22 protein-coding genes and 1 pseudogene are annotated in these 23201 nt (G+C 53.3%); 12 read left to right on the forward strand and 11 right to left on the reverse strand.

Going from position 1 to position 23201, the window contains the following annotated elements:
* Positions 1–27: 27 nt before the first annotated feature.
* Together ACRBCU_RS09835 and ACRBCU_RS09840 are read right to left on the reverse strand one after the other, a co-directional pair.
* Positions 28–2028, reverse strand: a complete 2001-nt coding sequence (locus ACRBCU_RS09835; protein ID WP_431365209.1) for an aminotransferase class V-fold PLP-dependent enzyme — start codon at positions 2026–2028, stop codon at positions 28–30.
* A gap of 78 nt (positions 2029–2106) precedes the next feature.
* Positions 2107–3288, reverse strand: a complete 1182-nt coding sequence (locus ACRBCU_RS09840) for an ABC transporter substrate-binding protein (protein ID WP_431365210.1) — start codon at positions 3286–3288, stop codon at positions 2107–2109.
* A gap of 354 nt (positions 3289–3642) precedes the next feature.
* Here ACRBCU_RS09840 and ACRBCU_RS09845 point away from each other — a divergent pair, with 354 nt between their 5' ends.
* The 4 genes from ACRBCU_RS09845 to ACRBCU_RS09860 all read left to right on the forward strand — a co-directional run bounded on the left by ACRBCU_RS09845 (position 3643) and on the right by ACRBCU_RS09860 (position 7423).
* Positions 3643–4758 (forward strand): hypothetical protein, encoded by a 1116-nt coding sequence (locus ACRBCU_RS09845; protein ID WP_431365211.1) that lies wholly within the window; start codon positions 3643–3645, stop codon positions 4756–4758.
* Between the two features lie 39 nt (positions 4759–4797).
* Positions 4798–6183: a tetratricopeptide repeat protein gene (locus tag ACRBCU_RS09850; RefSeq protein WP_431365212.1), complete on the forward strand. Its 1386-nt coding sequence runs from the start codon at positions 4798–4800 to the stop codon at positions 6181–6183.
* Between the two features lie 86 nt (positions 6184–6269).
* The gene (locus ACRBCU_RS09855) at positions 6270–6698 is read left to right on the forward strand and encodes a VOC family protein (RefSeq protein ID WP_431365213.1); all 429 of its coding nucleotides are present in this window, start codon (positions 6270–6272) and stop codon (positions 6696–6698) included.
* On the forward strand, positions 6692–7423 hold the full coding sequence (locus ACRBCU_RS09860; RefSeq protein WP_431365214.1) for a DUF1194 domain-containing protein: 732 nt from the start codon (positions 6692–6694) through the stop codon (positions 7421–7423). Before ACRBCU_RS09855 ends, ACRBCU_RS09860 begins: the two co-directional genes overlap by 7 nt.
* A gap of 270 nt (positions 7424–7693) precedes the next feature.
* Here ACRBCU_RS09860 and ACRBCU_RS09865 read toward each other — a convergent pair whose 3' ends face one another.
* From ACRBCU_RS09865 to ACRBCU_RS09875, 3 genes are all read right to left on the reverse strand, one after another.
* A complete protein-coding gene (locus ACRBCU_RS09865; RefSeq protein ID WP_431365215.1) occupies positions 7694–8203 on the reverse strand; it encodes a MarR family winged helix-turn-helix transcriptional regulator in 510 nt (169 codons plus the stop codon).
* A 74-nt stretch (positions 8204–8277) separates the two neighbouring features.
* Positions 8278–8535: a succinate dehydrogenase assembly factor 2 gene (locus ACRBCU_RS09870; RefSeq protein ID WP_431365216.1), complete on the reverse strand. Its 258-nt coding sequence runs from the start codon at positions 8533–8535 to the stop codon at positions 8278–8280.
* Complete coding sequence (locus ACRBCU_RS09875; protein ID WP_431365217.1) at positions 8532–8972, reverse strand: helix-turn-helix domain-containing protein; 441 nt, start codon at positions 8970–8972, stop codon at positions 8532–8534. Before ACRBCU_RS09875 ends, ACRBCU_RS09870 begins: the two co-directional genes overlap by 4 nt.
* Before the next feature lie 94 nt (positions 8973–9066).
* Here ACRBCU_RS09875 and ACRBCU_RS09880 point away from each other — a divergent pair, with 94 nt between their 5' ends.
* Positions 9067–10269, forward strand: a complete 1203-nt coding sequence (locus tag ACRBCU_RS09880) for a pyridoxal phosphate-dependent aminotransferase (protein WP_431365218.1) — start codon at positions 9067–9069, stop codon at positions 10267–10269.
* Between the two features lie 24 nt (positions 10270–10293).
* Positions 10294–10701, forward strand: a complete 408-nt coding sequence (locus ACRBCU_RS09885; protein WP_431365219.1) for a hypothetical protein — start codon at positions 10294–10296, stop codon at positions 10699–10701.
* On the opposite strand, the gene ACRBCU_RS09890 is transcribed toward ACRBCU_RS09885, so the two are convergent.
* Positions 10698–12047, reverse strand: coding sequence for an MATE family efflux transporter (locus ACRBCU_RS09890; protein ID WP_431365220.1), 1350 nt, complete (start codon positions 12045–12047; stop codon positions 10698–10700). The two genes, ACRBCU_RS09885 and ACRBCU_RS09890, sit on opposite strands and share 4 nt — an antisense overlap.
* Before the next feature lie 188 nt (positions 12048–12235).
* On the opposite strand from ACRBCU_RS09890, the gene ACRBCU_RS09895 reads away from it, so the two are divergent.
* Entirely contained in the window at positions 12236–12886 is a 651-nt protein-coding gene (locus ACRBCU_RS09895; protein ID WP_431365221.1) for a TIGR02453 family protein, read from the forward strand.
* Here ACRBCU_RS09895 and ppk2 read toward each other — a convergent pair.
* Positions 12883–13815, reverse strand: a complete 933-nt coding sequence (gene ppk2, locus ACRBCU_RS09900; protein WP_431365222.1) for a polyphosphate kinase 2 — start codon at positions 13813–13815, stop codon at positions 12883–12885. The genes ACRBCU_RS09895 and ppk2 overlap by 4 nt on opposite strands.
* Before the next feature lie 116 nt (positions 13816–13931).
* Here ppk2 and ACRBCU_RS09905 point away from each other — a divergent pair, with 116 nt between their 5' ends.
* Both ACRBCU_RS09905 and ACRBCU_RS09910 read left to right on the forward strand, forming a co-directional pair.
* Positions 13932–15227, forward strand: a complete 1296-nt coding sequence (locus tag ACRBCU_RS09905; RefSeq protein ID WP_431365223.1) for an alpha/beta hydrolase family protein — start codon at positions 13932–13934, stop codon at positions 15225–15227.
* Between the two features lie 14 nt (positions 15228–15241).
* Positions 15242–16114, forward strand: a complete 873-nt coding sequence (locus ACRBCU_RS09910; RefSeq protein ID WP_431365224.1) for an alpha/beta fold hydrolase — start codon at positions 15242–15244, stop codon at positions 16112–16114.
* On the opposite strand, the gene ACRBCU_RS09915 is transcribed toward ACRBCU_RS09910, so the two are convergent.
* Positions 16111–16767 (reverse strand): DNA-3-methyladenine glycosylase I, encoded by a 657-nt coding sequence (locus ACRBCU_RS09915; RefSeq protein WP_431365225.1) that lies wholly within the window; start codon positions 16765–16767, stop codon positions 16111–16113. The genes ACRBCU_RS09910 and ACRBCU_RS09915 overlap by 4 nt on opposite strands.
* A gap of 9 nt (positions 16768–16776) precedes the next feature.
* Positions 16777–17385 (reverse strand): carboxymuconolactone decarboxylase family protein, encoded by a 609-nt coding sequence (locus ACRBCU_RS09920; RefSeq protein ID WP_431365226.1) that lies wholly within the window; start codon positions 17383–17385, stop codon positions 16777–16779.
* 164 nt (positions 17386–17549) lie between these two features.
* On the opposite strand from ACRBCU_RS09920, the gene ACRBCU_RS09925 reads away from it, so the two are divergent.
* Together ACRBCU_RS09925 and ACRBCU_RS09930 are read left to right on the forward strand one after the other, a co-directional pair.
* Entirely contained in the window at positions 17550–18869 is a 1320-nt protein-coding gene (locus ACRBCU_RS09925; protein ID WP_431365227.1) for a hydroxymethylglutaryl-CoA reductase, degradative, read from the forward strand.
* Between the two features lie 222 nt (positions 18870–19091).
* Positions 19092–20943 (forward strand): annotated as a pseudogene (locus ACRBCU_RS09930) (DNA gyrase/topoisomerase IV subunit B); the annotation flags it as partial.
* 7 nt (positions 20944–20950) lie between these two features.
* On the opposite strand, the gene ACRBCU_RS09935 reads toward ACRBCU_RS09930, so the two are convergent.
* Complete coding sequence (locus ACRBCU_RS09935; RefSeq protein ID WP_431365228.1) at positions 20951–21757, reverse strand: DUF3800 domain-containing protein; 807 nt, start codon at positions 21755–21757, stop codon at positions 20951–20953.
* A 182-nt stretch (positions 21758–21939) separates the two neighbouring features.
* Here ACRBCU_RS09935 and ACRBCU_RS09940 point away from each other — a divergent pair, with 182 nt between their 5' ends.
* Positions 21940–22344, forward strand: coding sequence for a PaaI family thioesterase (locus ACRBCU_RS09940; RefSeq protein WP_431365229.1), 405 nt, complete (start codon positions 21940–21942; stop codon positions 22342–22344).
* A 387-nt stretch (positions 22345–22731) separates the two neighbouring features.
* Here ACRBCU_RS09940 and ACRBCU_RS09945 read toward each other — a convergent pair whose 3' ends face one another.
* Positions 22732–23136 carry a c-type cytochrome gene (locus ACRBCU_RS09945; protein ID WP_431365230.1) on the reverse strand — a complete coding sequence of 135 codons (405 nt, stop codon included), beginning with the start codon at positions 23134–23136 and terminating at the stop codon, positions 22732–22734.
* Positions 23137–23201: the final 65 nt, after the last annotated feature.

Genomic DNA, 23201 nt, shown 5'->3' on the forward strand with positions numbered 1-23201 from the left:
CGTTTAAACACCCTTGAGTGATTTGGTTTACTGTTTTGGCACCAGCGCCATAGCCCGAATAGGTGATCCCGTGCCGTTTTCAATTTTTAACGGCGCGGCAATCAGGATGGCACCCTTTGGCGGCAGTTGATCAAGATTGCACAAGCTGGCCAGACCGAAACAATTGTCGCGGTGCAAATAATTATGCGCAGGATATGGCGGGCTGAATTTTCCAGCCATGCCAGCGTCCGTTCCAATACACTGCGTGCCCCAGCCGACGATGCCTTTACCGAGCAAATAGTCGATGCAATCGGTTGTCGGGCCCGGACTATGACTGCCGTCTTCATGCGGATCAGGGTCATCATTCAAAAACAACGCAACATCATGGGCACGTTTATCCCAATCAGTGCGCATAACCACCCACTCCCCCGGATTGATGTCACCATGCTCGCGCTCCCACGCTTTCACATGTTCTGCGGTCAGCAAGAAATCGTTGTCAGCCTCAGACTCGGCCGAGCAATCGATCACGTTTACGGGCGCGATTGTACGCTGCATATCGAGAGTATCGGTATAACCGTCTTCATGGTCTTTGCCTGAAATCCAATGATGCGGCGCATCGAAATGCGTGCCAGAATGCTCGCCTAGCTTTAGCCAATTCCATGCAAAGAACGGACCATCTGCATCGTACTCGCTGATTTTATGAATTTCGACCTGAGGTGTGTTGACCGCGAAATCTTCTGGCAAATGTATAATCGGCGTTTCTGGGCCAAGCTGCGCGGTGCAATCGACAATTTTGATATCACCGCTCAAGAGCATACCGCCCAAAGCACCAAGAACATCGCTTGAAGACATTTCGCTTCCCTTCATTGTCACATTGGATAAATTGCTCCGCCCCGCAAAACGGCGACGGCGGCGAGTCATGACTTCTTCCGTAAGATCAAAAACATCATCAATCGTTTCTTTCGCGGTTACATTTCCGGGGGAAAGACGCAACAACTGGCCCCTGAAATCGACCGATAACCCTTCAACACCAAGCGCCCCAGTGACCGCCGCGGCCTCAGCTTTGTCAGGGAAACGCAGCATAACAGAGCCGCCACGCCGATCGACTTCGCGCGGGGAATGCAGCGGCAAGTTCAAAGCATCGGCCCTCTTTATTATCAAGTCGACAAGTTCGCGGTTCCAAGAGGCAAGTTCAAAGTGGTTTTGCGCTGCGTGCCATTTAAGGGCAGGAAGCGAGGCAAGCGCAGCAACAGATCCAGGCGTGCCGCTGTCAAACCGCCTTATGTCGGGCGCGTATTCGAATTTATCCAAATCCCAAGAAAACGGGTTGTTCTGCGAAAACCAGCCCCGCGCTTCAGGCTGCAACTCAAGTGCGAGCGCTTTATCAACGTAGAGAATTCCTGCCCCTGGCGTTCCGCACATCCACTTAAGCGAGGTCGAGAGGGTAAAATCCACCTTTGGGTTCATCGCATCAAACGGGATCAGGCCAGCGGCTTGTGTGATATCAACACCGATCATGCTGCCCATCTCGCGCCCATGGGCAACGAGCGGTTCGAGATCAACACGGGCTGAGGCAGTGGAGGTCACCCAAGTGAGCAGAGCAAGGCCAACATCCCTGCCCCAGCTTTCCATGAAGTCGTCAGGCTCAACCCACGATGCCCCGTCGCGCTTTGGCACTGTGTCCAGCGTGAAACCCATCTTCGGAGCAAGGCCAGCCAGCAAGAAATGCATCGACGGAAAGCAATCCTCTGACACCAGCACACGCTTGCCGCGCAATTGCCCGTCTGGCAACGCGCGCATGAGCTTGTGCATCCCGTCCGTCACGCTCTCGCAAGTGGTCAACGAGCCTTTGGGCACATTGATAATACGTCGCCAATAATCAATGAAGTCCTGCCGCTTGAGCAAAACATAGCCCCATTGCTTGTCATCAGGGGCTGCCCAGATTTGCGCGAACTCTGCCGTCGCAGCTGCGAGTTCTTCTTCTTTGCCAGGATACATCCCGATTGAATGGTACAAAAAGTAACCAGCATGAGGTGAATTGGGGCGCATCGAATTGATCCAATCTCGTCCTGAAAAGGAAAAAAAGCCCCAGCAATGCCGGGGCTTTTCCAAGTCCAAATAACGCGTTTAGCGGTACTGAACTGTTTCGAACTTTTCGTCTTTAACGATGATCTGACGGTAGTTGCCCGCAGATTCGCCGTTACCGATCATTTCAACCGAAGACGCGCCAACATAGTCGATCTCACCGCCGTCTTTGAGGATCTGAAGGCCCTTTGCCAACTCGCCAGGGTAGATTTTCTCACCTGGTGCGTTTGCTACGTCAAAGATTTTGTCTTTGATGTCCGCGCTTGCGGAAGAACCTGCTGCCTGCATTGCAAACATCAAAAGCGCCGCGGCGTCATAGCTTTCTGGCGTGTAAGGCGATGTTCCGTCAAAGCCAGCTTCGGTTGCCATTGCCGAGAACGTCTCGATGCCTGTGCCTTCTGTACCCGCGATTTGACCGATAGAACCGTTAAGGCCATCACCAATTGTCAGAATATTGTCACCGATCATGCCGCCTGGAAGGACGAAACGATCCCAAGCACCTGAGTCAAGCGAACCTTCGATGATGCCGCGTCCACCTTGGTCAAGGTAACCTGCAACAACCAGAATATCGCCGCCCGCAGAGGCAAGTGTACCAACCTCGGAAGAGTAGTCCGCTTTGCCATCTTCGTGGCTGATGTTGACTGTGATAGAACCGCCCGCTGCTTCAAATGCAGAAACGAACGCGTCAGCCAAACCTTTGCCGTAGTCGTTGTTTGTATAGGTCAAAGCAACAGACTTGATGCCTTCTTCCATGAGGATATCGGTCATTACCTGACCTTCACGTGCATCAGATGGGGATGTACGGAAGAAGAGACCATCGTCTTCAGCAGTTGAAAGCGCCGGGGACGTCGCGGAGGGTGAAATCATCACAACACCGTTCGCACGAGCAACGTTCTGCAAAATCGCACCTGTTACGCCAGAGCAGTCTGCGCCAACGATTGCGTTTACTTTGTCAGCCGTCACAAGACGCTCTGCTGCCGCTGTCGCCGCCGCAGAATCGATGCATGTTGAGTCAGCGCGCACGGATGTAACCGAAGAGCCATCCAGAAGAAGGCCAGAATCGGTGACTTCTTTCATTGCAAGCTCTGCGCCTGAGGCCATTGGACCTGTCAGCGATTCAATCGGTCCAGTGAAGCCGAAAATCACGCCAAGTTTGATGTCTTCTGCAAAAGCCGCAGAACACATGAGCGCGGATACAGCCGTTGCTGTCATTAGTTTTTTCATTTTTTTCTCCCTAGGTAGTCGTTGTAACCGCACCATGCCCTCAGCTTTGATAAGTGGCAAGCATTCTCACTAAATCTGCTGCGCACCCGGGAAAAATAGCAAAACAAAAGCAACTCCAGCGAGAACTCCGTGGCTTGTAATTGTAGCCGACAATCAAGCCAGAAAGGTTCAGATTAGACAAACGACGCGACCAAAAGCGTCAATGCCCATTCGAAAACCATGGGACCGGATCAATGAGCAGCAGTTACACAAGTCACATTTCTTTACGCAATCGCAGGGATAACCCCCTAATCTGCGTTGACTTTTCCTGAGCCAGCATCGAATTTACGGCCAATTCCTTAGAAGGCTCTGAATATGACTCGTTTTTTAGTTTGTTGTGCCATTCTCATGAGCTTATCGGCCTGTGGTGGCGATGGAACGAATCCTTTCGACGATGAGACCGAAGAGGAAACAACGGCAACCACAACTACGACGACGGATGCTGGTGACGACACCGGAACCGACACTCAAACCGACGATACCAGCGCTGTAAGCGATACAGATACTAGCGCAGATGAAGAAGATGAGGACGACGGCGAGCCAATTGATTCAGACAGCGCGGTTTTGCCCGGTACGGTGAACCCGACCGCTGGAAATGCGATCTTTCGCCGTGAAGCAACTTCTGACGGGTCTGGCAACGGATATGCGGAAGGCTTTAGCTACGACAGCGAAAACGACACGTTCACCGTAGACAACCTCGCGTTTGACGGGGACAGCCCATACACCGTTGTTCTCGATGAGAACGGCGATCGTTTTGGCATGGGCCCCTTCAGCGTGTTTGAAGCCGAAGCGATTGCAGTGGACAACCTGACCTCTGCCGAGATCGAACAATTGACCTACCGCGCGCTCTATGCGGTTGCTCCTGATGGCAATTCTTCCATCGCGATTGTGCGCACGGCGGCTTACGTCAATTACGGATTTGGCGGGTTCATCTATCAAAGAGAGGGCGGTGTAACGCTACCGACGACCGGTCAGGCTTTCTATACAGGCACAAACAACTACGGCGGTTTGCGTGATTTCGAAGGCCAAGGCGGCCTTGAATATGTACGTGGAGACGCAGAAGTTTCGATTGATTTCGACGATTTCAACTCTGGAGATGCCGTTCGCGGAACTATCAGCAACCGCCGCATTTTTGATCTGGCCGGTGACGAAGTGACCGCAGATATTATTGATGCATTTGACAACGACGAGCTGACTGTCCTTCCCGAACTTCGCTTCTTGATCAACGGCGGTGGCGTCATTGATGCCAATGGCGAGCTCACAGGCCAAGTTGGTTCACAACTCGGTGGTAATTTCTCTGGTAACTACTATGCGGTCCTGTCGGGCGAAAATGCTCAAACGATCACAGGGATTATCGTTGTCACAGGTGCAGACCCGCGCGGTGATTTTACAGTGCGCGAAACCGGTGGATTTTTTGCTGTAAGGCAGTAGGTTTTGAAGGCAGCGGATGTGTTGCTTGGGAGCAAACGTATGACGCGACTAGTCTTGATTTGTCAGATTGTTTTGGTGTGTTTTGCTCTTTTCAGCGCGGCGCAACCAGCTTTGGCTCAGAGCAACTCAAAAGTTCAACTTACACCGAATGAAATGCGCGTGTTTGCGGCGGACGCTGTTATCAAAGGTCAGCCAAAGCTTGGGTATCAGATTGCCAGCGCCCTCCTTCAACGCAATCCAAATGACACAGAAGCTCTGATTATTCGCGCGCGCGCAGCTCGCGACTTGGGGCTTTTGCCCGAAGCCGTCGCGACAGCGCGGCGCGCCTGGGGATTGGCCCGCACTTCCTCCGAGAGATTTGGTGCGTCAATGGTTATGGCTCAATCTCTGTCGACGTCTGGTGCGAAAACACGCGCTCAAAACTGGCTACGCCGCGCGGCACAAAACGCACCTAGCGAAGAGTTTAAAAACGTTGCAATCCGAGATTTCCGCTATGTTCGGCGCACCAATCCATGGGCAACAGAATTTAGCTTTTCCGTTTCTCCGAATTCAAACATCAACAACGGCAGCAAACATAGCTCGACCCGTCTATTTGATCTTCCTCTCGAATTTGAACTAACGGGTGCCGCGCGCGCGCTCGCTGGTTTGGAATATACGTCTGGCCTCGCAACGCGCTATCGCCTGTTTGAAAGCCAACGTAGTCAACATGACCTGGTCCTTCGGCTTGATCACAAAACCTATACGATGACCGACGACGCCAAGCGGCTATCGCCGACTTCGAAAGGGTCGGATTTTGCCTTTTCCTCCGCGTCTCTTAGCTACATCAAGCGCGGTTTCAGCGGATCTGGAAACGAGCTACCGCATCAATTTGAACTTACGGCTGGACGCACTTGGTATGGTAACGCGCCCTTCATGCAATATTTGCGTTTCGGCTTCACGCAAAACATGATCGTTGCTCCCGGTCGATTGATGTTTGCTGGCCTCACGCACGAGCATCAACGTTCGATGTCAAATCGCCAAGATGTTGATATCTGGGGAGGCAGCGCAGGACTGCGTTTGAAAATGGCAAACCAAGACAATTTGTCGATGAGCCTGCACCTTAAAAAAAGCAGCTCGCTCGATCCAAGTCTGGATTACCTGCAATTGTCGCTGCGTACGCGCTATGCGTTGGCGAAACCAATCGCAGGTGTTTCCATTGATTTTGGGGTATCTTTTAGCCAGAAGAACCACGATTTGTCACGGTATTCCCGCTTTGGCCGAACGGACAAAACCCTGTCCATCGATGCGACAGGCGTGATCAGTCGCATCGAATATTTTGGCTTTTCGCCTTCTGTAACTGTGAGCGCGAGCAAAACCGACTCTTCGATTAACCTCTTTGACAGCGAATCTCTTGGTCTGCGCGTCGGCATTCAGTCTTCGTTCTAAAAGCGCATTTTCGCAGTTTCTTGCGCCTTCCCCCTCGACAGTTAGAAATCCCCCGCTACTCTTTTTGTTAGCAAAAGGAGAGCGGCATGGGATTAAAATATTTGCACACAATGGTCCGTGTTAAGGATCTAGAGGCGTCGATGGCCTTCTATAAATTGCTTGGGCTAGAAGAAACCCGAAGAATGGACAGCGAAGCAGGGCGTTTTTCACTGATTTTCATGGCCCCACCTGATCAACCCGAATGTCCGATTGAGCTGACTTATAATTGGGACGGTGATGCCGAACTGCCCACAGATGGACGTCACTTTGGCCATTTAGCCTATGCTGTCGATAACATTTACGAAATGTGTACGCACCTTATGGATAAAGGCGTAACGCTTAATCGCCCCCCTCGCGACGGGCGGATGGCATTCGTGCGCTCGCCTGACAATATCTCGATTGAACTATTGCAAGACGGGGAACCCCTTGAAGTCGCGGAACCTTGGGCAAGCATGGAAAGCATTGGGCATTGGTAAAGGTAAACGCTGCAAAGCTCGCGTTAATGCTATCGGCGCTTGTTTTCGCTGACCAGGCACAGGCGTCCTGTCGCCTTGCACTTTTGCTTGCGATTGACGTTTCCTCTTCGGTCTCGCCAGAGGAATACGCGCTGCAGCAAGACGGTTTAGCGGCCGCTCTTATGTCAGATGATGTTTCTCGCGCTATTCTGAATTCCAGCGGTGGCGAAGTTAGCTTTGCGGTTTATGAATGGAGCGGACGCTATCAACAAAGCGTCGTTGTCGACTGGACAACGCTCAACACCAAAGCAAGCATTGAACACGCTGCGGCGAAGATTTCGACCCACAAGCGCCGATTTGCACGCTACCCCACATCAATGGGATTCTCTTTAGGCTATGGTGCAAAGCTCTTTGAAAACGCGCCGACATGCTCGCGCAAGGTGATGGACGTCTCAGGGGATGGCATAAACAACGATGGTTTTGGCCCACGTATGGCGTATCATCATTTCCCTTTCGAGGATGTCACCGTGAACGGCTTGGTGATTGAAGGCAGCGATCCAGACGTGGAGTGGTTCTATGAAAGCAATGTCTTGTGGGGGCACGGCGCCTTTCTTGAGGTTGCACAAGGCTTTGAAGACTTCGAGCGCACGATGACTCGGAAACTATATCGTGAAATCAGCAACATAATGATCGGCCAAGCTCCCCCCCAGCCTCGCTCTAGTGACGCTTCATTGCCAAGGCTGTGACTCCTCGGGCTTCCCCAATCTTGATGCCGTGTAGCCCCTATCTTGCCTGTATGATCTCAGCCCGAAAACTGACCAGTGACTTCGCTTAAGATAAATGCACCATTTTACATCGGCGTCCTTTTTCGGCAGCGCAACAGCCCAAAAACTACGCTTATGGCTTTGAATGCCAAGGCGGGTTAATCTAACCCGCCATAGGCTTTGAGCGCGTGATGTCTCCGAACCATCGCCTAGAATTGAGGAACGTTACCTAATTCTAGCCAGGCACTAAGATCAATAAATATAGCGAATTTGATCGGTCCAATAACGTTCCATCCGCTTCAAAGAACCTGTGATGTCGATCAGCCCTTCAGGACCGAGCACACCTTTACTTTGGAGCCCGTCTGCGTGGCGCGCGAAGAGTTTGGCCACTACATCGCGCACACCGCGCCCTTTTGGCGTCAATTTCACTCGGACAGAGCGGCGATCAATTTCGCAACGCTGGTGGTGCATGTAGCCCATTTCCACCAGTTTCTTTAGGTTATAGCTGACGTTCGAACCTTGGTAATATCCCCGAGATTTCAGCTCGCCCGCCGTTACTTCATTGTCACCGATGTTGAACAATAGCAGCGCCTGCACCGCATTGATTTCAAGCACATTTACCCGCTCAAACTCATCCTTGATCACATCCAGCAAAAGCCGATGCAACCGCTCTACAAGCGCGAGCGCCTCTAGGTAATCTGAAATAAAGCCACCATCCGATCCTATGTTGTCGTCTGTGTGGACTACGCTGTGTATGCTCATTCTTATCTCCGACTTTCTGCTCGCCGGTCACAATGAGGTACAAATACAAATATTCAGTTAAGTCGAATTTATTGTTATTTTTGAAAGGTTTGTGAGATTTCAGAAAGCAGCTCCTGAAACTGCGCTGGCGAGGGTGTTTGCCCTGTCACCCACGAATACAAATCCTGATCGTTCTCATCGAGCAATGAATCATAGAGCGTAATTTGCTCTTCGCTCATGCTGGGCAGCGTCGCATCTGCGTAAGCGGACAAAATGATATCCATCTCTTTAATGCCACGTCGCATAGAGCGCATTTTCAAACGCTTGATCCGGTTTTGAGGTGTTTCGCTCATCCGCTTTCCTTCAATACTGATTGCAAACGCTTCTCCAATCGCGCCAATTGGTCGGCTGATTGGCTCATCGTTACGCGCAAGTCTCGCATATCGCGTAAAATGGCCGCGACGCCAACATCCATTGGCGCGTCTTCAGCGATAGGCGCTTCTAGCCCCTCACCTTCACCATTTATCAGCCACATCATTGAAACGTTCAATAATCCCGCCATCATCGACAGGCGATTGGCGCGCGGCTCTGACAAATCTTGCTCCCACGAACGTAAGGTCGTGGACTTCACCCCGAGACGGCGCGCCATTTGTGCTTGGCTCATCTGAGCGTTTTCGCGCGCAGCAGCGAGGCGATCACCAAAGGTTGCCGCATCAGGCCCATACCACTCTTCAGCGGGCATATCTTCCGTCGTCATTGGCTTGGCATTCAATGCATCAATGTCATCCATAGTGCTATCTCCTGTTCGCGGCTCGCAGAACGCTTGATTACGCGCTGGTCGCACCCTAAGAGGGTCGTGGCCTTAATACAATTCGGAGCGCCCAATGACCTTCCTTTCTGCGACACTTACGCGCGTCAAGCCGTCACCCACCATTGCGGTCACGACCAAAGCCCAAGAACTGAAAGCCGCGGGACGCGATGTAATCGGCCTTGGTGCGGGTGAGCCTGATTTTGACACACCTCAAAACATCAAAGACGCCGCTGTCGCAGCGATCGCCGCAGGTAAAACGAAATACACAGCGCCTGACGGGATCATCGAGCTCAAGCAAGCGATTTGCGCCAAGCTTTTGCGCGATAACGAGTTGAGCTATGAAACCAACCAAGTGTCTGTCGGAACGGGTGGCAAGCAGATCCTATATAACGCGCTCATGGCAACACTAAACCCTGGCGACGAAGTACTGATCCCTGCACCGTACTGGGTGAGCTACCCTGATATGGTTCTACTTGCTGGCGGCGAGCCGGTTTTTGCGCCCGCGACAGCCGACGCCAACTACAAATTGTCCGCCGAGCAGCTTGAAGCCGCGATCACGCCAAAAACCAAATGGTTCATTTTCAACTCTCCCTCAAACCCAACGGGTGCGGGGTATACGCATGACGAATTGAAGGCGCTCACGGACGTTCTGGTGCGTCATCCGCATGTTTGGATCATGACGGATGATATGTATGAGCACCTAAATTACGACGACTTTGAGTTCGCAACCCCTGCGCAGGTCGAACCTTCGCTCTATGATCGCACTCTTACCTGCAACGGCGTTTCCAAAGCCTATGCGATGACGGGTTGGCGTATCGGATACGCGGCAGGGCCAAAAGCCTTGATCGATGCGATGCGCAAAATTCAATCGCAAAGCACGTCGAATCCTTGCACAATTAGTCAATGGGCGGCGGTTGAAGCGCTCAATGGACCGCAAGATTTTCTTGCAGAAAACAACAAGGTTTTCGTGCGCCGCCGCGATCTTGTTGTCGAAATGCTCAGTGCGATTGACGGAATAAGCTGCCCTGTTCCTGAAGGTGCATTCTATGTTTACCCATCGATTGAAGGTCTTATCGGCAAAAAGACACCAGAGGGCGTTGTCATTGAAAACGATGAGGTCTTCGCAACGCAGCTTCTTGAACACTCTGGCGTTGCTGTGGTGTTCGGAGCGGCCTTCGGGCTATCGCCAAACTTCCGAGTAAGCTACGCTACATCGGATGAAGCTCTAAAAGAAGCGTGCACGCGCATTCAGGCATTCTGTGCTTCACTAACCTAAGCCACGTCAAGACAAGGGGCATTCATGTCGGGTCAATTGCCAGATTACTACTTTCGAGTGCGCGAAAACGGCGCGCTCGTCTTTCGTGTGGACACGGAAAACCGGCAACGCCGCATCGAAATGGATCAAATCGCCGCGGTGAATATTCGCAACGGCGAGATCAAGCCCCAAGGTGATCGCGTCTTAAGCGACCTTGACTTGGAAACGATTCAAAACTGGATGGCAGAGCGAAGCGAAATTTTAGCAGAGCGTGACATCGACGATATCCACCGCGCAGTTGATTATCTAAACCTCACAACGCAATGGGCACAGGCAAAAGCCACCGATGCGCAGCTAGAAGCAGTCACTGACGATTTGCTTTTGGCGATGCATGACTTGCGCTCTGTTTTGGTACGAAAGAAAGCGGACCGCTTGCTAAAAGATCGCGATTAAGCGCCCCTTGCAACGATCTCGGGTCCAATTCGCCAAAAGCGCTTTGTCATCAAAACTGACGCGACCGCAAGGCCAATCGCAAGCCCACCCCAGATACCAGCGCCTCCAAACCCGAAGGTGAAGCCTAGAGCATAGCTGCATGGCACGCCAATGATCCAATAACTGAAAGCAGCATAGATCATCGGGACTTTCGTATCGCGCAAACCACGCAAGAGCCCCAAGGCCATGACTTGCAAGGCATCAACAAGCTGGAACAGACCTGCCATCAGTAGCAAAATGCCCCCAGCACGCAGAATTGCGTCTTTGTTCGGCTCATTGCGATCTAAGAACAGGGCAATCAACTGCTCTGGGAACACCACAAAAGCGGCAATCGTGAGCAACGCGATACCGAGCGACATTGCCATGACAACCTTGGCACCTCGCGCCAGGTGGGCCACATCTCTGCGGCCAAGCGCATTGCCAGCGCGCACTGTCGCAGCATTCGCGAGCCCCAAATGAACCATAAACGTCGCGCTGGCCAATTGTAGCGCGATCCCATGCGCGGCCAGCGGAATCGTCCCAAGCCAACCCATCATAAGAGTTGCGGCAGCGAATAGCCCAACCTCTGCCAGCATTGTAAAACCAATCGGCACGCCAATGCGGCCTACCAAATAAAACGCATCCCAGTCGGGGCGCCAAATCCGAGCAAAAATTTGCTGCTCCGGCAACGCGCGCAGCACATATCCCGCGATCACGGCCAAAGAGAGAATTTGAACAAACAGCGACGCAATCGCAGAGCCCCGCAGCCCAAGCTCTGGCGCGCCCCAGTTGCCAAAAATCAGCGCATAGTTGGCGATGGCATTCACAACAGCAGCAATCAACGTCACCCAAAGCACAACCTGCGTTCGCTCTAATGCCGCGAGGTATGACTTTAGAACCATGACCCCAAGCGCTGGAATGATGCCCCACCCTGCGATACGTAAATAGGACTGTGCTTGCACTGCAATCTCTTCGGTCTGCCCCAAGGCGCGCAGAACTGGCGCTGCAAAGATAAACAGCGGCAAGACGGCCAAAGCAAAAACAAAAGACATCCAAAGCCCCATACGGGTGGTTCGGCGCATTTGTACATCGTCGCCTTCAGCGTACTGGCTTGCAACCAACGGCATGACAGCCTGCGCAAAGCCTGATCCAAAGATAAACAGAACAAAGAAAAACGTGCTCGCAAGCGTGACCGCCGCCAAGCCTTCAATGGAATACCAGCCCAGCATAATTGTATCGGTTAGACCAATCGCAAACTGCGCTAAATGCCCACCGATCAACGGCAGGCCCAGCGCCAGAATTGCGCGCACATGTCCTAGATTGCTCATGGTGGGGGTTTGGGAAGATTTACTCATAAGGCGACAGTGGCTCAAGCATGTCAGCGCGGCAAGCCTCATTCGCGCCTTTGCCGTGCAGTCACGCTCTGGCGAGTATCCTCAAGCAAAAAGAATGAAGGACGGCCAGCTCAAATAGGGTAAGAACAATGCGAGCAATGTGATCAAATCAAAGGTGCCCCATGGCCGACGACTTTACGAAATTCATCCCCGAAGCACGCGCCTTTTTAAGCGAACTCGCACTCAACAATAAGAGGGAGTGGTTTCATGATAACAAAAGTCGCTTTGATGCACAGATCAAAACACCCGCGAAACACTTGTTAAATGTCATTGCCCCGCAATTGTCAGAAAAACTCGACGTTCCTGTTACGACAAAACTTTTTCGTGCCAATCGAGATGTACGGTTTTCCAAGGACAAAACCCCCTACACTTTGCACGTTCATATGCTCTGGACAGCGCAAGGCGCGACTGCACAGCCTAGTTACTTCTTTGGCATTGCGAAGGAATATGTAACTGCGGGCGCAGGCATCATGGGGTTTGACAAAACACAACAAAGCGCTTGGCGCGCTTGGGTGAGCGAACGCGAAGGCGATCACCTGCAAGCCCGCATTGATGCCGCTCTTTCGCAAGGAGCAACCCTGCGCGAGGCAGAGTTAAAACGCGTTCCTGCACCGTTTGGCAAAGATCACCCGCGCGGCGATCTGCTAAGACGCAAATCCATGACGCTCTGGAAAGACATTGAAAGCGACGCGGCCAGCGATCTGCCAGCCGCGATATTAAGCGCCTTCAAGCTGTTCGATCCAGTTATGGATGATCTCAGAGCCTTTCTCTAACGCTTGCGCTGATCAGGGTGCAGGGACGCGCCCAAGATATGGCTAGAGCCATGAATGACATGAGCCGCGCCGCCCACGATCTGGGGATCAGGTCCGTTGATCAACGCCTCATCCTTGCCAGGGTAGTCCAGCGAACTTAGGAAATGCAGCATGCAATTGATCCGGGCGCGTTTCTTGTCGTTTGATTTCACCACAGTCCACGGCGCATCCGCAGTATCCGTGTAGAAGAACATCGCCTCTTTCGCTTCAGTGTAGTCGTCCCATTTGCTGAGCGAAGCCTTATCAATTGGCGAGAGCTTCCAACGTTTCAAAGGATCAGTCGCGCGGCTGTCAAAACGGGCCTTTTGCTCTTCCTGAGTGACGGAGAACCAATATTTATAAAGGCGAATGCCAGAGCGGGTGAGCATACGCTCTAGCTCAGGTGTTTCGCGCATAAACTCTAGGTATTCACCTGCTTCACAAAAGCCCATGACTCGCTCAACACCCGCGCGGTTATACCAGCTGCGGTCATAGAGAACCATTTCGCCAGATGTTGGCAAGTGGTTGATATAACGCTGGTAATACCACTGCCCTTGCTCTTCTTCCGTTGGCTTGTTTAGCGCAACAACGCGCGCGGCGCGCGGGTTCAAATGCTCTGTAAATCGCTTGATTGTTCCGCCCTTGCCAGCGGCATCACGACCTTCAAACAACAGAACGAATTTCTGACCTGTTTCCTGCGCCCAGTGCTGCACTTTCAATAACTCAGCTTGCAGCGCTGCTTTCGTCTTTTCATATTCTTTACGCGGCATCTTATCTTTGTACGGATATGCCCCTTGCTCAAATGCGCGGCGCGCATCACCAGCGCTTTGTGAGACGCCATTCTGCGATGGCGCGGGAACCTCGACGGGCTTCAATTGCTCTTTCAAATCCACTTTTTCACTATCCTTCATACTTGTCTCCTTAGATGCCTTTGGGCGCAGGCTGACATACTGCCGCTGCGTAGTCCTTGATCCGCGTCAAACCTGCGCCATTGTTAATTCACAAAAAATAATAGGGAGTTGATGAAATGAGACATGCACTTGCGAGCGCGACTTTGGCGCTTATGGTAACACCAGCAATGGCCGAAAACCGCATTGATACGATCCGCCCTGATGCCCCAATGTTGGCCGCATACGGCGAACACGTGGTTGGCGTGAAAACATTCGAGATTAGCAATCCCGATCAAATTGATATTGTAAATACAACTGCTGAAAATGCACCGCGCTACGACCGACCGTTGACAGTTGAGGTCTGGTATCCCGCGGCTGAAGGCACCCAATCAGGCGGCACGTATGAAGGGGTCAACCTGCGCGCTGCTTCGATTCAGGTAGCGCTAGAGGGGCAAGCGGTCCGTGACGCCGCTCCTACCATGCAAGGAAAGTTCCCGCTTATCGTGATTTCCCATGGCTATCCGGGCAATCGTTTCTTGATGGCGCATTTGGGCGAGAACCTCGCTTCCAAAGGTTATGTCACAGTTTCTATTGATCACACCGACAGCACCTATGCGGATCAAAACGCCTTTGGTTCTACACTCTTGAACCGTCCGCTCGATCAGGACTTCGTTGTTGAAACATTTGCAGATTTCTCCGCCACCTCGCCAGAACTCGCCGCGATCATCGACGGCGATACGGTCGGCGTCATCGGTTATTCCATGGGCGGTTACGGCGCGTTGATCTATGGCGGCGCGGGCGTTACGCAAGCTTCGACTGAATACCCTTGGGGCACCCCAAACGGGCTATTGCAACGCCACCTCGCGGGATCAGGCAGCCATGCGGACATGCCCAATGACAAGGTCAAAGCGATCATCTCCATCGCGCCATGGGGCAAGAACACAGGTTTCTGGGATGCGGACGGGCTTGCTGGCTTTGAAAAACCGCTGATGCTTATGGCGGGCTCTGTCGATGATGTTTCTGTGTATGCCGCCTTGCGCGCAATTTTCGAAGAAACCACTGGCACCAAACGCCACTTGCTGACCTTTGAAAATGCCAATCACAACGCAGGCGCACCGATGCCCTCACCTGCCGAGGGATATCAAATGGTGGAAGGCTTGGACTTCGCACCCTTCGAGCATTACGCGGATGCGGTCTGGGACAATGTTCGCATGAACAACATCGCACAGCACTTCGCGACCGCCTTTATGGATTTGCACCTCAAAGGCGATGAAGGCAAAGCGGCCTACCTTGATCTCGTCGTAAACGCAGCCGATGGGGTTCACAAGCTGGGGGACGACGGCAAACCCGCGCCTGAGCACACCTATTGGGAAGGCTTCCCCGCGCGCACTGCGGCAGGCCTGAAGTTCGAAACCCTAGAGCAAGGCAACTAAAGATGGAGTGCCCCATGAAAGAGCGTTGGTTCACGTTGAACGGTCACCACTTCTTCGCGCGCACATGGGGCGATCCTGCCCTACCGCCCATGCTCATGCTGCATGGTTTTCCTGAATATTCAGGCGCTTGGGAAGAGGTCGCGCAGGAGCTGAGCGATCAATTCTACTGCGTCGCCCCCGATCAACGCGGCTATGGGCAGAGCTATTGCCCGAGCGGCGTTGAAAACTACCGCACCGGCCTGCTCGCCGCTGATATGGCCGCGCTGATCGAAGAGTTAGGCGCGCCTGTAACCGTCTTCGGCCACGACTGGGGCGCAGCGGTTGCCTATGGCCTCGCAATGTTCTTCCCCCATCTCGTCTCGCGCCTGATCATCGCGAACGGCGTGCATCCCGTGCCCTTTCAGCGCGCCATGGCCGCTGGCGGCGCGCAATCGGAAGCTTCACAATACATCAACGCCCTGCGCCGCGAGGGGTCAGAGGACTATCTGGCAAAAGATGACTTCGGCAAACTCTTGCAACTCTTCTCCGCCAACATGGATTTGAGCTGGCTCACAGGCGACAAGCTCTCTGAGTACAAACGCGAATGGGGCCGCGAGGGGCGCATGAAAGCCATGATCAACTGGTACCGCGCCTCGACCCTCGTCGTCGCAGACCCCGGCAAACCTGTCACCGACCTGCCCGAGATGGACCCCACCCGCCTGCAAATTAAGTGCCCACACCTGCTGATATGGGGTATGAACGACACCGCCTTGCTACCTGAAAGCCGTGAAGGGTTAGAGGATTTCGCGCGCGATTTGGCGATCAAAGAAATTGCAGGCGCAGATCACTGGTTACATCATCAAAAGCCGAATGAGGTTGCGAAAGCAGTTTTCGACTGGATGGCTTAAACCGATAGAGCCGCTACCCGACTCACGTAAGTCAGCGATTTGCCAGACTGTTCCATCCACTCGTTAAAGGCGTCCTGCGTAGCTCGCAGCGCTTTCTTCGAAGTTGGCGTTTTCTCAATCACCCCTTCGGCGACCAAACGTGCAACCACGTCCTTAGAAAGAATAAAGCTGTCCTTGCCCAGCAAACGCAGCCCATATTGCCCCGTGGTCCCGCCCAAACGGTTGCCTTTAGCCTTCATCAAAGCAAGCAAGCCAATGAAATCCGTCGCAGGCCAGCCACCAATAACCTGCCCCGCGCCACCTTGTTCGCGCAGGTCCATCAAAAACACTGCATTGTCACGAACCGCCTGAATCTTCGCTCCGTAGCGCACGATCCGTGTATCGCGCAGCAACTCATCAAGCCATTCGTCATCCATAAAGGCACAGCGTCCGACATCAAAACCGTAGAAAGCCGCCTCAAAACCCTCCCACTTGGCATCAATCACCTTCCAATTAAAACCAGCGCAAAAAACCATGCGTGTGAACATGGAAAGCCAGCGGTCCTCAGGGATTTCGAGCAAAGGTGCTTGATCGGGAGAATTGCCGATTTTTTCGGTGAGCGCATCGCCGTGACGCGCATGAGCAATATCATAAAGCTCCTCAAAAGTACGCATCTTAGTCCCTTACTTGTGGTTCCAATCATCAGGATCATCCGAGTTGTTCGGCGACAGCCCGATGATATCCCCATCCGTATTCACCCCGAGCCCTAACACTGTGCGGTTGGCATAGCAGAAATACGAGGTCACTTGGTTGATCTCCAAAATCTCGCCATCCTCAAACCCTGCCTCGCGCAGCGCCTCTATATCCGTCTCCGCCATATCAGACGGCGAAACCGTCAACTTCCGCGCATAGACCATTCCCGCGATCTCGCGCGCATCGAGGGGGGCATTCGCCACCTCATCCGCTTCAATCGCCGCCCTTAGCGCGCGCGAACGCGTCTCGTCATCCACCAGACGCCGCATGCCTTGATAGTGATGCTCCACGCAATAGGAACAGCTATTCAGGAAGGACACATAGACCCCGATGCACTCCAGATACCATTTGTGCAGCGTGTTGCCCGTATGATGCAGGCAGTACTTATACATCGCCATATGCCCCTCCATCGAATGGGGACGCAGGGAGTGGGACATCATGATGTTATCAACGTTGTTATCAGGCCCCTTCACGCGGTCATATAGTTTGCGAAGTTTACCAACGGCCTCTTCGTAACTCACAGTTTTGATCCACGTCATCGCAGGCCCTTTCCTCAGATTAGCCACATCGTTTCACCCAGCCTTGACCAAGCGCGCGGCATTTTCAACCCAACGGCACTTTGCTTTGACGTGCAAATCTTTGTGCTCACGGCTTTACTCGCACTGACAACTGGCTCAAGCTTTTGCAAAACGAGGAAAGCACCGTGACGCATTCAAACGCCCCCTACCGCTCTCGCATTGCAGGTCTGCGCGCGCTCAGCATTGACGCGAGACTTGACGCTATCGCGACCTCTTCCGGGCTTGCGGCAGAGCAGCTAACAGCCCTTTCAATGGCGAAAGCGCTGCCCGCTCAAACCGTGGATGGAATGATCGAGAACGTCATCGGAACCTTCGAATTGCCCCTTGGCGTTGCTGCGAATTTTGTTGTGAACGGCAAAGATTACCTGATCCCAATGGCCGTTGAGGAACCATCAGTCGTCGCTGCGGCCTCTTATATGGCAAAGATTGTTGGCGAGAACGGCGGTTTTCAAGCAACTGCCAGTGACCCAATCATGCGGGCACAAATTCAATTGCTGCGGGTTGAAGACCCTGGGGCGGCCAAACACGCCTTGTTAGCCGCCAAGTCCGAAATCATTGCACTCGCCAATTCAAAAGACAAAACGCTTATCGATCTTGGCGGCGGGTGCCGTGATATCGAAGTCCACATCTTTGAGAACACCCGAATAGGGCATATGGTCGTTTTGCATTTGCTCGTTGATGTGCGTGATGCGATGGGTGCGAATACGGTTAACACGATGGCTGAAATGGTCGCCCCGCTTGCGGAAAGGATTGCGGCCGGCGAAGCGCGTTTGCGGATCCTGTCAAATTTGGCAGACCTAAGAACCGTCAAAGTGCACATCAAAGTCGCGCCTAACACCTTAGCTACGAAGAACGTTTCTGGCGACGAATACGTTGATGGCATTGTCGAGGCGTGCGCCTTGGCAGAGATCGATCCCTACCGCGCCGCCACGCATAACAAAGGCATTATGAATGGGATCGACCCCGTTGTAATTGCAACTGGGAACGACTGGCGCGCGGTCGAGGCAGGCGCACATGCATGGGCCGCAAGAAAGGGCCATTACACATCGCTCACCCGTTGGGACAAAGACGGCGACGGCAATCTTGAAGGCACCATCGAGCTACCGATGCCTGTCGGATTGGTTGGCGGCGCAACCAAGACCCACCCAAGCGCAGGCGCGGCGCTTGAACTGATGCGGATTACCTCTGCGGCAGAGCTCGGCATGGTCATCGCCGCTGTTGGATTGGCGCAAAATATGGCCGCACTTCGCGCGCTGGCGACCGAAGGCATCCAAAAGGGGCATATGGCGCTGCATGCGCGCAACATAGCTATCGTCGCGGGAGCAACAGGGCCAGAGATCGAAACGGTTGCAAAGGCACTGGTCCACTCGGGCGACATAACGACCGATAACGCGCAAAGGTTGTTGCAAACCCAGCGCGCGGCAAAAAGTAAGCCCGAAACCTAAGAAGCGACGATCGCGAACGCGCGCTACATAATTGCCGCGCTAAACCGCAACGCACCTTCCCCCTGCCCTCTCGCTCTGCCATAATAAACGCAAACACGTCTACAAAATAAGAGCAGCGACACATGACCGACCTTTTGTCAGGCCAAGAAGCGACCGACTATGATGCCTCCTCGATTGAGGTCCTTGAGGGCTTAGAACCCGTGCGCAAACGACCGGGCATNNCGGCGGCACCGACGAGCGCGCGTTGCATCACCTTGTAGCCGAAGTTCTCGACAACTCGATGGACGAAGCCGTCGCAGGTCATGCCAGCCGCATTGAAGTCGAATTGCTCTCTGACTATTCCATCATGATCCGCGACAACGGCCGCGGCATCCCGATCGATCCGCACCCGAAATTCCCCGACAAATCCGCGCTTGAAGTCATCCTCTGCACGCTCCATGCGGGCGGAAAATTCTCAGGCGATGCCTATGAGACTTCTGGCGGTTTGCACGGCGTGGGTGCTTCTGTGGTTAACGCGCTGTCCGATTCCATGGTGGTGCAAGTCGCGCGCAACAAAGAACTCTTCGAGCAACGTTTCTCGCGCGGCATTCCGCTTGGCCCCGTTGAAAAGGTCGGCGCGGCCCCGAACCGTCGGGGCACGACTGTGACCTTCCACGCGGACGAGCAGATCTTCGGCAAGCACCGCTTCAAACCTGCGCGCCTGTTCAAGTCCATCCGCTCCAAAGCCTACCTGTTCTCAGGTGTCGAAATTCGCTGGAAGTCCGAAATCGACGACGGCGAAACGCCAACGACTGCGACGTTCCACTTCCCCGGCGGCCTTGCAGACTACCTCACGGAAAGCCTTGGCAAAGCCTCGACCTACGCTGAAAATCCCTTTTCGGGCACTGTGGATTTTCGCGACAAATTCAACGCGCCCGGCAAAGTCGAATGGGCGATCAACTGGACGCCCTCGCGCGACGGGTTCATCCAGTCCTACTGTAACACCGTCCCGACGCCAGAGGGCGGCACCCATGAGGCTGGTTTTTGGGCTGCGATCCTCAAAGGCATCCGTGCGTACGGCGAGCTGTCTAACAACAAAAAGGCCGCGCAGATCACCCGCGATGACCTGATCACAGGCGGTTGCGCGCTGGTCTCCTGCTTCATCCGCGAACCTGAATTCGTAGGTCAAACAAAGGACCGCCTTGCCACCGTCGAGGCGCAAAAATTCGTCGAAGGCGCGGTGCGCGATCACTTTGACAACTGGCTCGCGGCCGATACCAAATCCGCGGGCGCGATCCTCGATTTCCTTGTGCTGCGCGCCGAAGAACGCCTGCGCCGCCGCCAGGAAAAGGAAACCGCGCGCAAATCAGCGACCAAGAAACTGCGCTTGCCCGGCAAGCTGGTGGATTGCTCCAACTCGAACCGCGAGGGCACGGAACTCTTCATCGTGGAGGGCGATTCTGCGGGGGGCAGCGCCAAGATGGGGCGCAATCGCAAAACCCAAGCGCTCTTACCGCTGAAGGGTAAAATCCTGAACGTGCTCGGTGCCGCCTCTGGCAAGATCGGCACGAACCAAGAGATCAACGACCTCACCCAAGCGCTCGGCGTGGGGCTGGGCACGAAATTCAACGTCGATGATCTGCGTTACGAGAAGGTCATCATCATGACCGACGCGGACGTCGACGGCGCGCATATCGCGGCGCTGTTGATGACCTTCTTCTTCACCCAAATGCGCCCGATGATCGACGCGGGGCACCTGTATCTGGCCTGCCCGCCGCTGTTTCGCCTCACGCAAGGGGCCAAGCGGGTCTATTGCCTCGATGAGGCGGAAAAGAACATGCATCTTGAAAAGGGTCTGGGCGGTCGCGGCAAGATCGACGTGTCCCGCTTTAAGGGTCTGGGCGAGATGGACGCGAAGGATTTGAAGGACACCACGATGAACCCCGAAACGCGCAAGTTGATTAGGGTGACGATTGACGAGGATGAACCGGGCGAAACAGGTGATCTGGTCGAGCGGTTGATGGGTAAGAAGCCTGAGAAACGGTTTGAGTATATTCAGGAGAACGCGCAGTTTGTTGAGGAGTTGGATGTTTGAGGGAAGGCTAATTTGGCTGACGCACCCTAGGCTTAGCACTAAGACTTTTCCAAGTATTTTGAATGTCTTTGTCTACATCAACCTCTTCTAGCGAGTGAATGCACTTCAATCCATACCCTAAAACCTTGCCATTTTCGTCAGCGCCAAAACGAGATTGTAGCTCAACGATGTATCTGGCTTCAGGAATGTTAAAGTTGTTTCCCGTCTTATTGACACATTGGTAAACCGCATGAGCGGCAAGGTCTGCGAACTTGAGAAGATCTTCCTCGTCCTTCGCTCGCTCCACAAATCCAAATGGATTAAAACATTCCAAAAACTGCGCTCTCGGGTTTAGTGGTTTTTCTTTGACGCTGCCGATAAATCTACGAAGGGTATCAAAATTATGATTTCTACCTTCAAAAATAACATCTGGATCCGATGAAAACAGCCCTTTCCCTTTCAGATATTGCCCAACGCATTCAAGAAGGTATTGTGTGCATTTGTTGTAAAACTTGTGCGAATCATGCTCAATTTGTTCTGAATACCCTTTCAAAGTGGACTTTTTAGATACCACGGCAAAAATTCTCATGTTCACAGTAGCAGCAGCACGACAAAAGAAAACAGTTTGCCTATGATTAAGGTCGGTTGCATGTTTCCAATTCTTTGGAATTTCATCCTGTACTTGTTTCAATAGCTTTCGTGCGACGATTTGAATTGCTGATGGCATAACCGCTGCAGCAAGGACAAAATAAGGACTTGCGCCCCTTTTTCCGTTTTCGCGAATTTTACCAATACCAGTCTCACCGCTTTCATCGATAAAAACTGTGCATTTCATTATTACGAACCTACTTTACAAAACGGAAACCTATCAAATTACTTAAGGTTGAATCTTCAGGAATACAATCTGAAGCTGGACCATGCCAAGCCTGTGGGCAGGCGCGCCACCGCATTGCAAACCACGCCGCCCCAAACGTAAGGTGCGTGATATCACGCACCCTACTTTAAAGGCCGTTCTTTATGACCCCCACAGACGCGCAAGCCTATCTTGATCAATTCTTTGCCCCTTGGGTGCGGGCCTTGGACTTTACCTTCACGGACATCGAGCAGGGCAAGGTCACGGCCACAATTCCAATCACGGACGATCTGCTCCGCGTCGGTGGCATCATGTCGGGCCAAGCGCTCGCTACGATGGCCGATACGCTCATGGCCTTTGCCTGCTTTTCTCACTTCGGCGAAGTACGCCCTGTGGCCACAACCAACCTCGACACGCAATTTCTGCGCCCCGGCGTGGGAACCCATGTCAGATGCGAAGCGGAAATTGTGCGCGCGGGAAAGGCGATGATTTTTACGCGCGCGGTGATGCTTGCAGAACCATCACAGAAAGAGATTGCGGTCGCCACTGCGACTTTCTTCGTGCCCTAGCAGATTTGCCAAACGCTAGGCGCGTGAGCCAATTGTTGGAAACTTCGCTTTCAGAGCCAGCGTTGTCCGCCCAAAACAAGTCAGCCTCTTCTTTTAACTGTTCGGCGCATTGTCGTGCCTGACGTTCCCGCAAGACCATATCTCGTTCAACGTCCATCTGAGCCAAGTATTTGGCTAGGTCGCACGACATTTCTGAATCCCGGTTCTCGCAATCAGATATTGTGGCCATTCCCGTTCCCCCGAACTCGTTAAACACCTACCCAAGCCTATTTGCACAACCAAGGTATGAATCAACGCTACCACAAAACACGCAAAACCGTTATGGGGAATTTCGCCGTGATCACCTCGCCCCCCGTGATCGCATTGAATATGATTACAAAAAGGGCGTTAGCTGCCTTGCCCTTGCAGGCTCTCAAGGTAGTTTGCCAATGCAACGAGAGGCTGAGGTGTCGGCGTGACAACGCCTTCGCCCGTTTCCAGAATCACGTCTTCACCAAGTAACTTCACTCCGAACTCCGGCATGGCACCGCTAAAATGCTCGCCTCGCGCATATCCGTCCATGGTGGAAATCACATAATTTCGCGGGAACGTGCCGCCGTTGTTTTCCGAAAGCACCGTCAGGTCGGAGGGCGGCATGAACAGATTTTCAGCAAATGGCCCATCACCCTGCCCCTTTTCGCCATGACAGGCCGCACAATTCTCAGCAAAAAGCCGTTTGCCGCTGACGGGCGCTTCTTTCACACATCCGGAAACTGCAGTGGCCACTAAGGCCATTCCCCAAATCAATCGCATGTCCAACCCCCTGTTTTTCTCATAAGCAACCTTGCACCTAGCGCGCGCTCGTGCCTTGATCTGAC

The sequence above is a fragment of the Planktotalea sp. genome, from assembly GCF_050633725.1.
GTDB lineage: Bacteria > Pseudomonadota > Alphaproteobacteria > Rhodobacterales > Rhodobacteraceae > Planktotalea.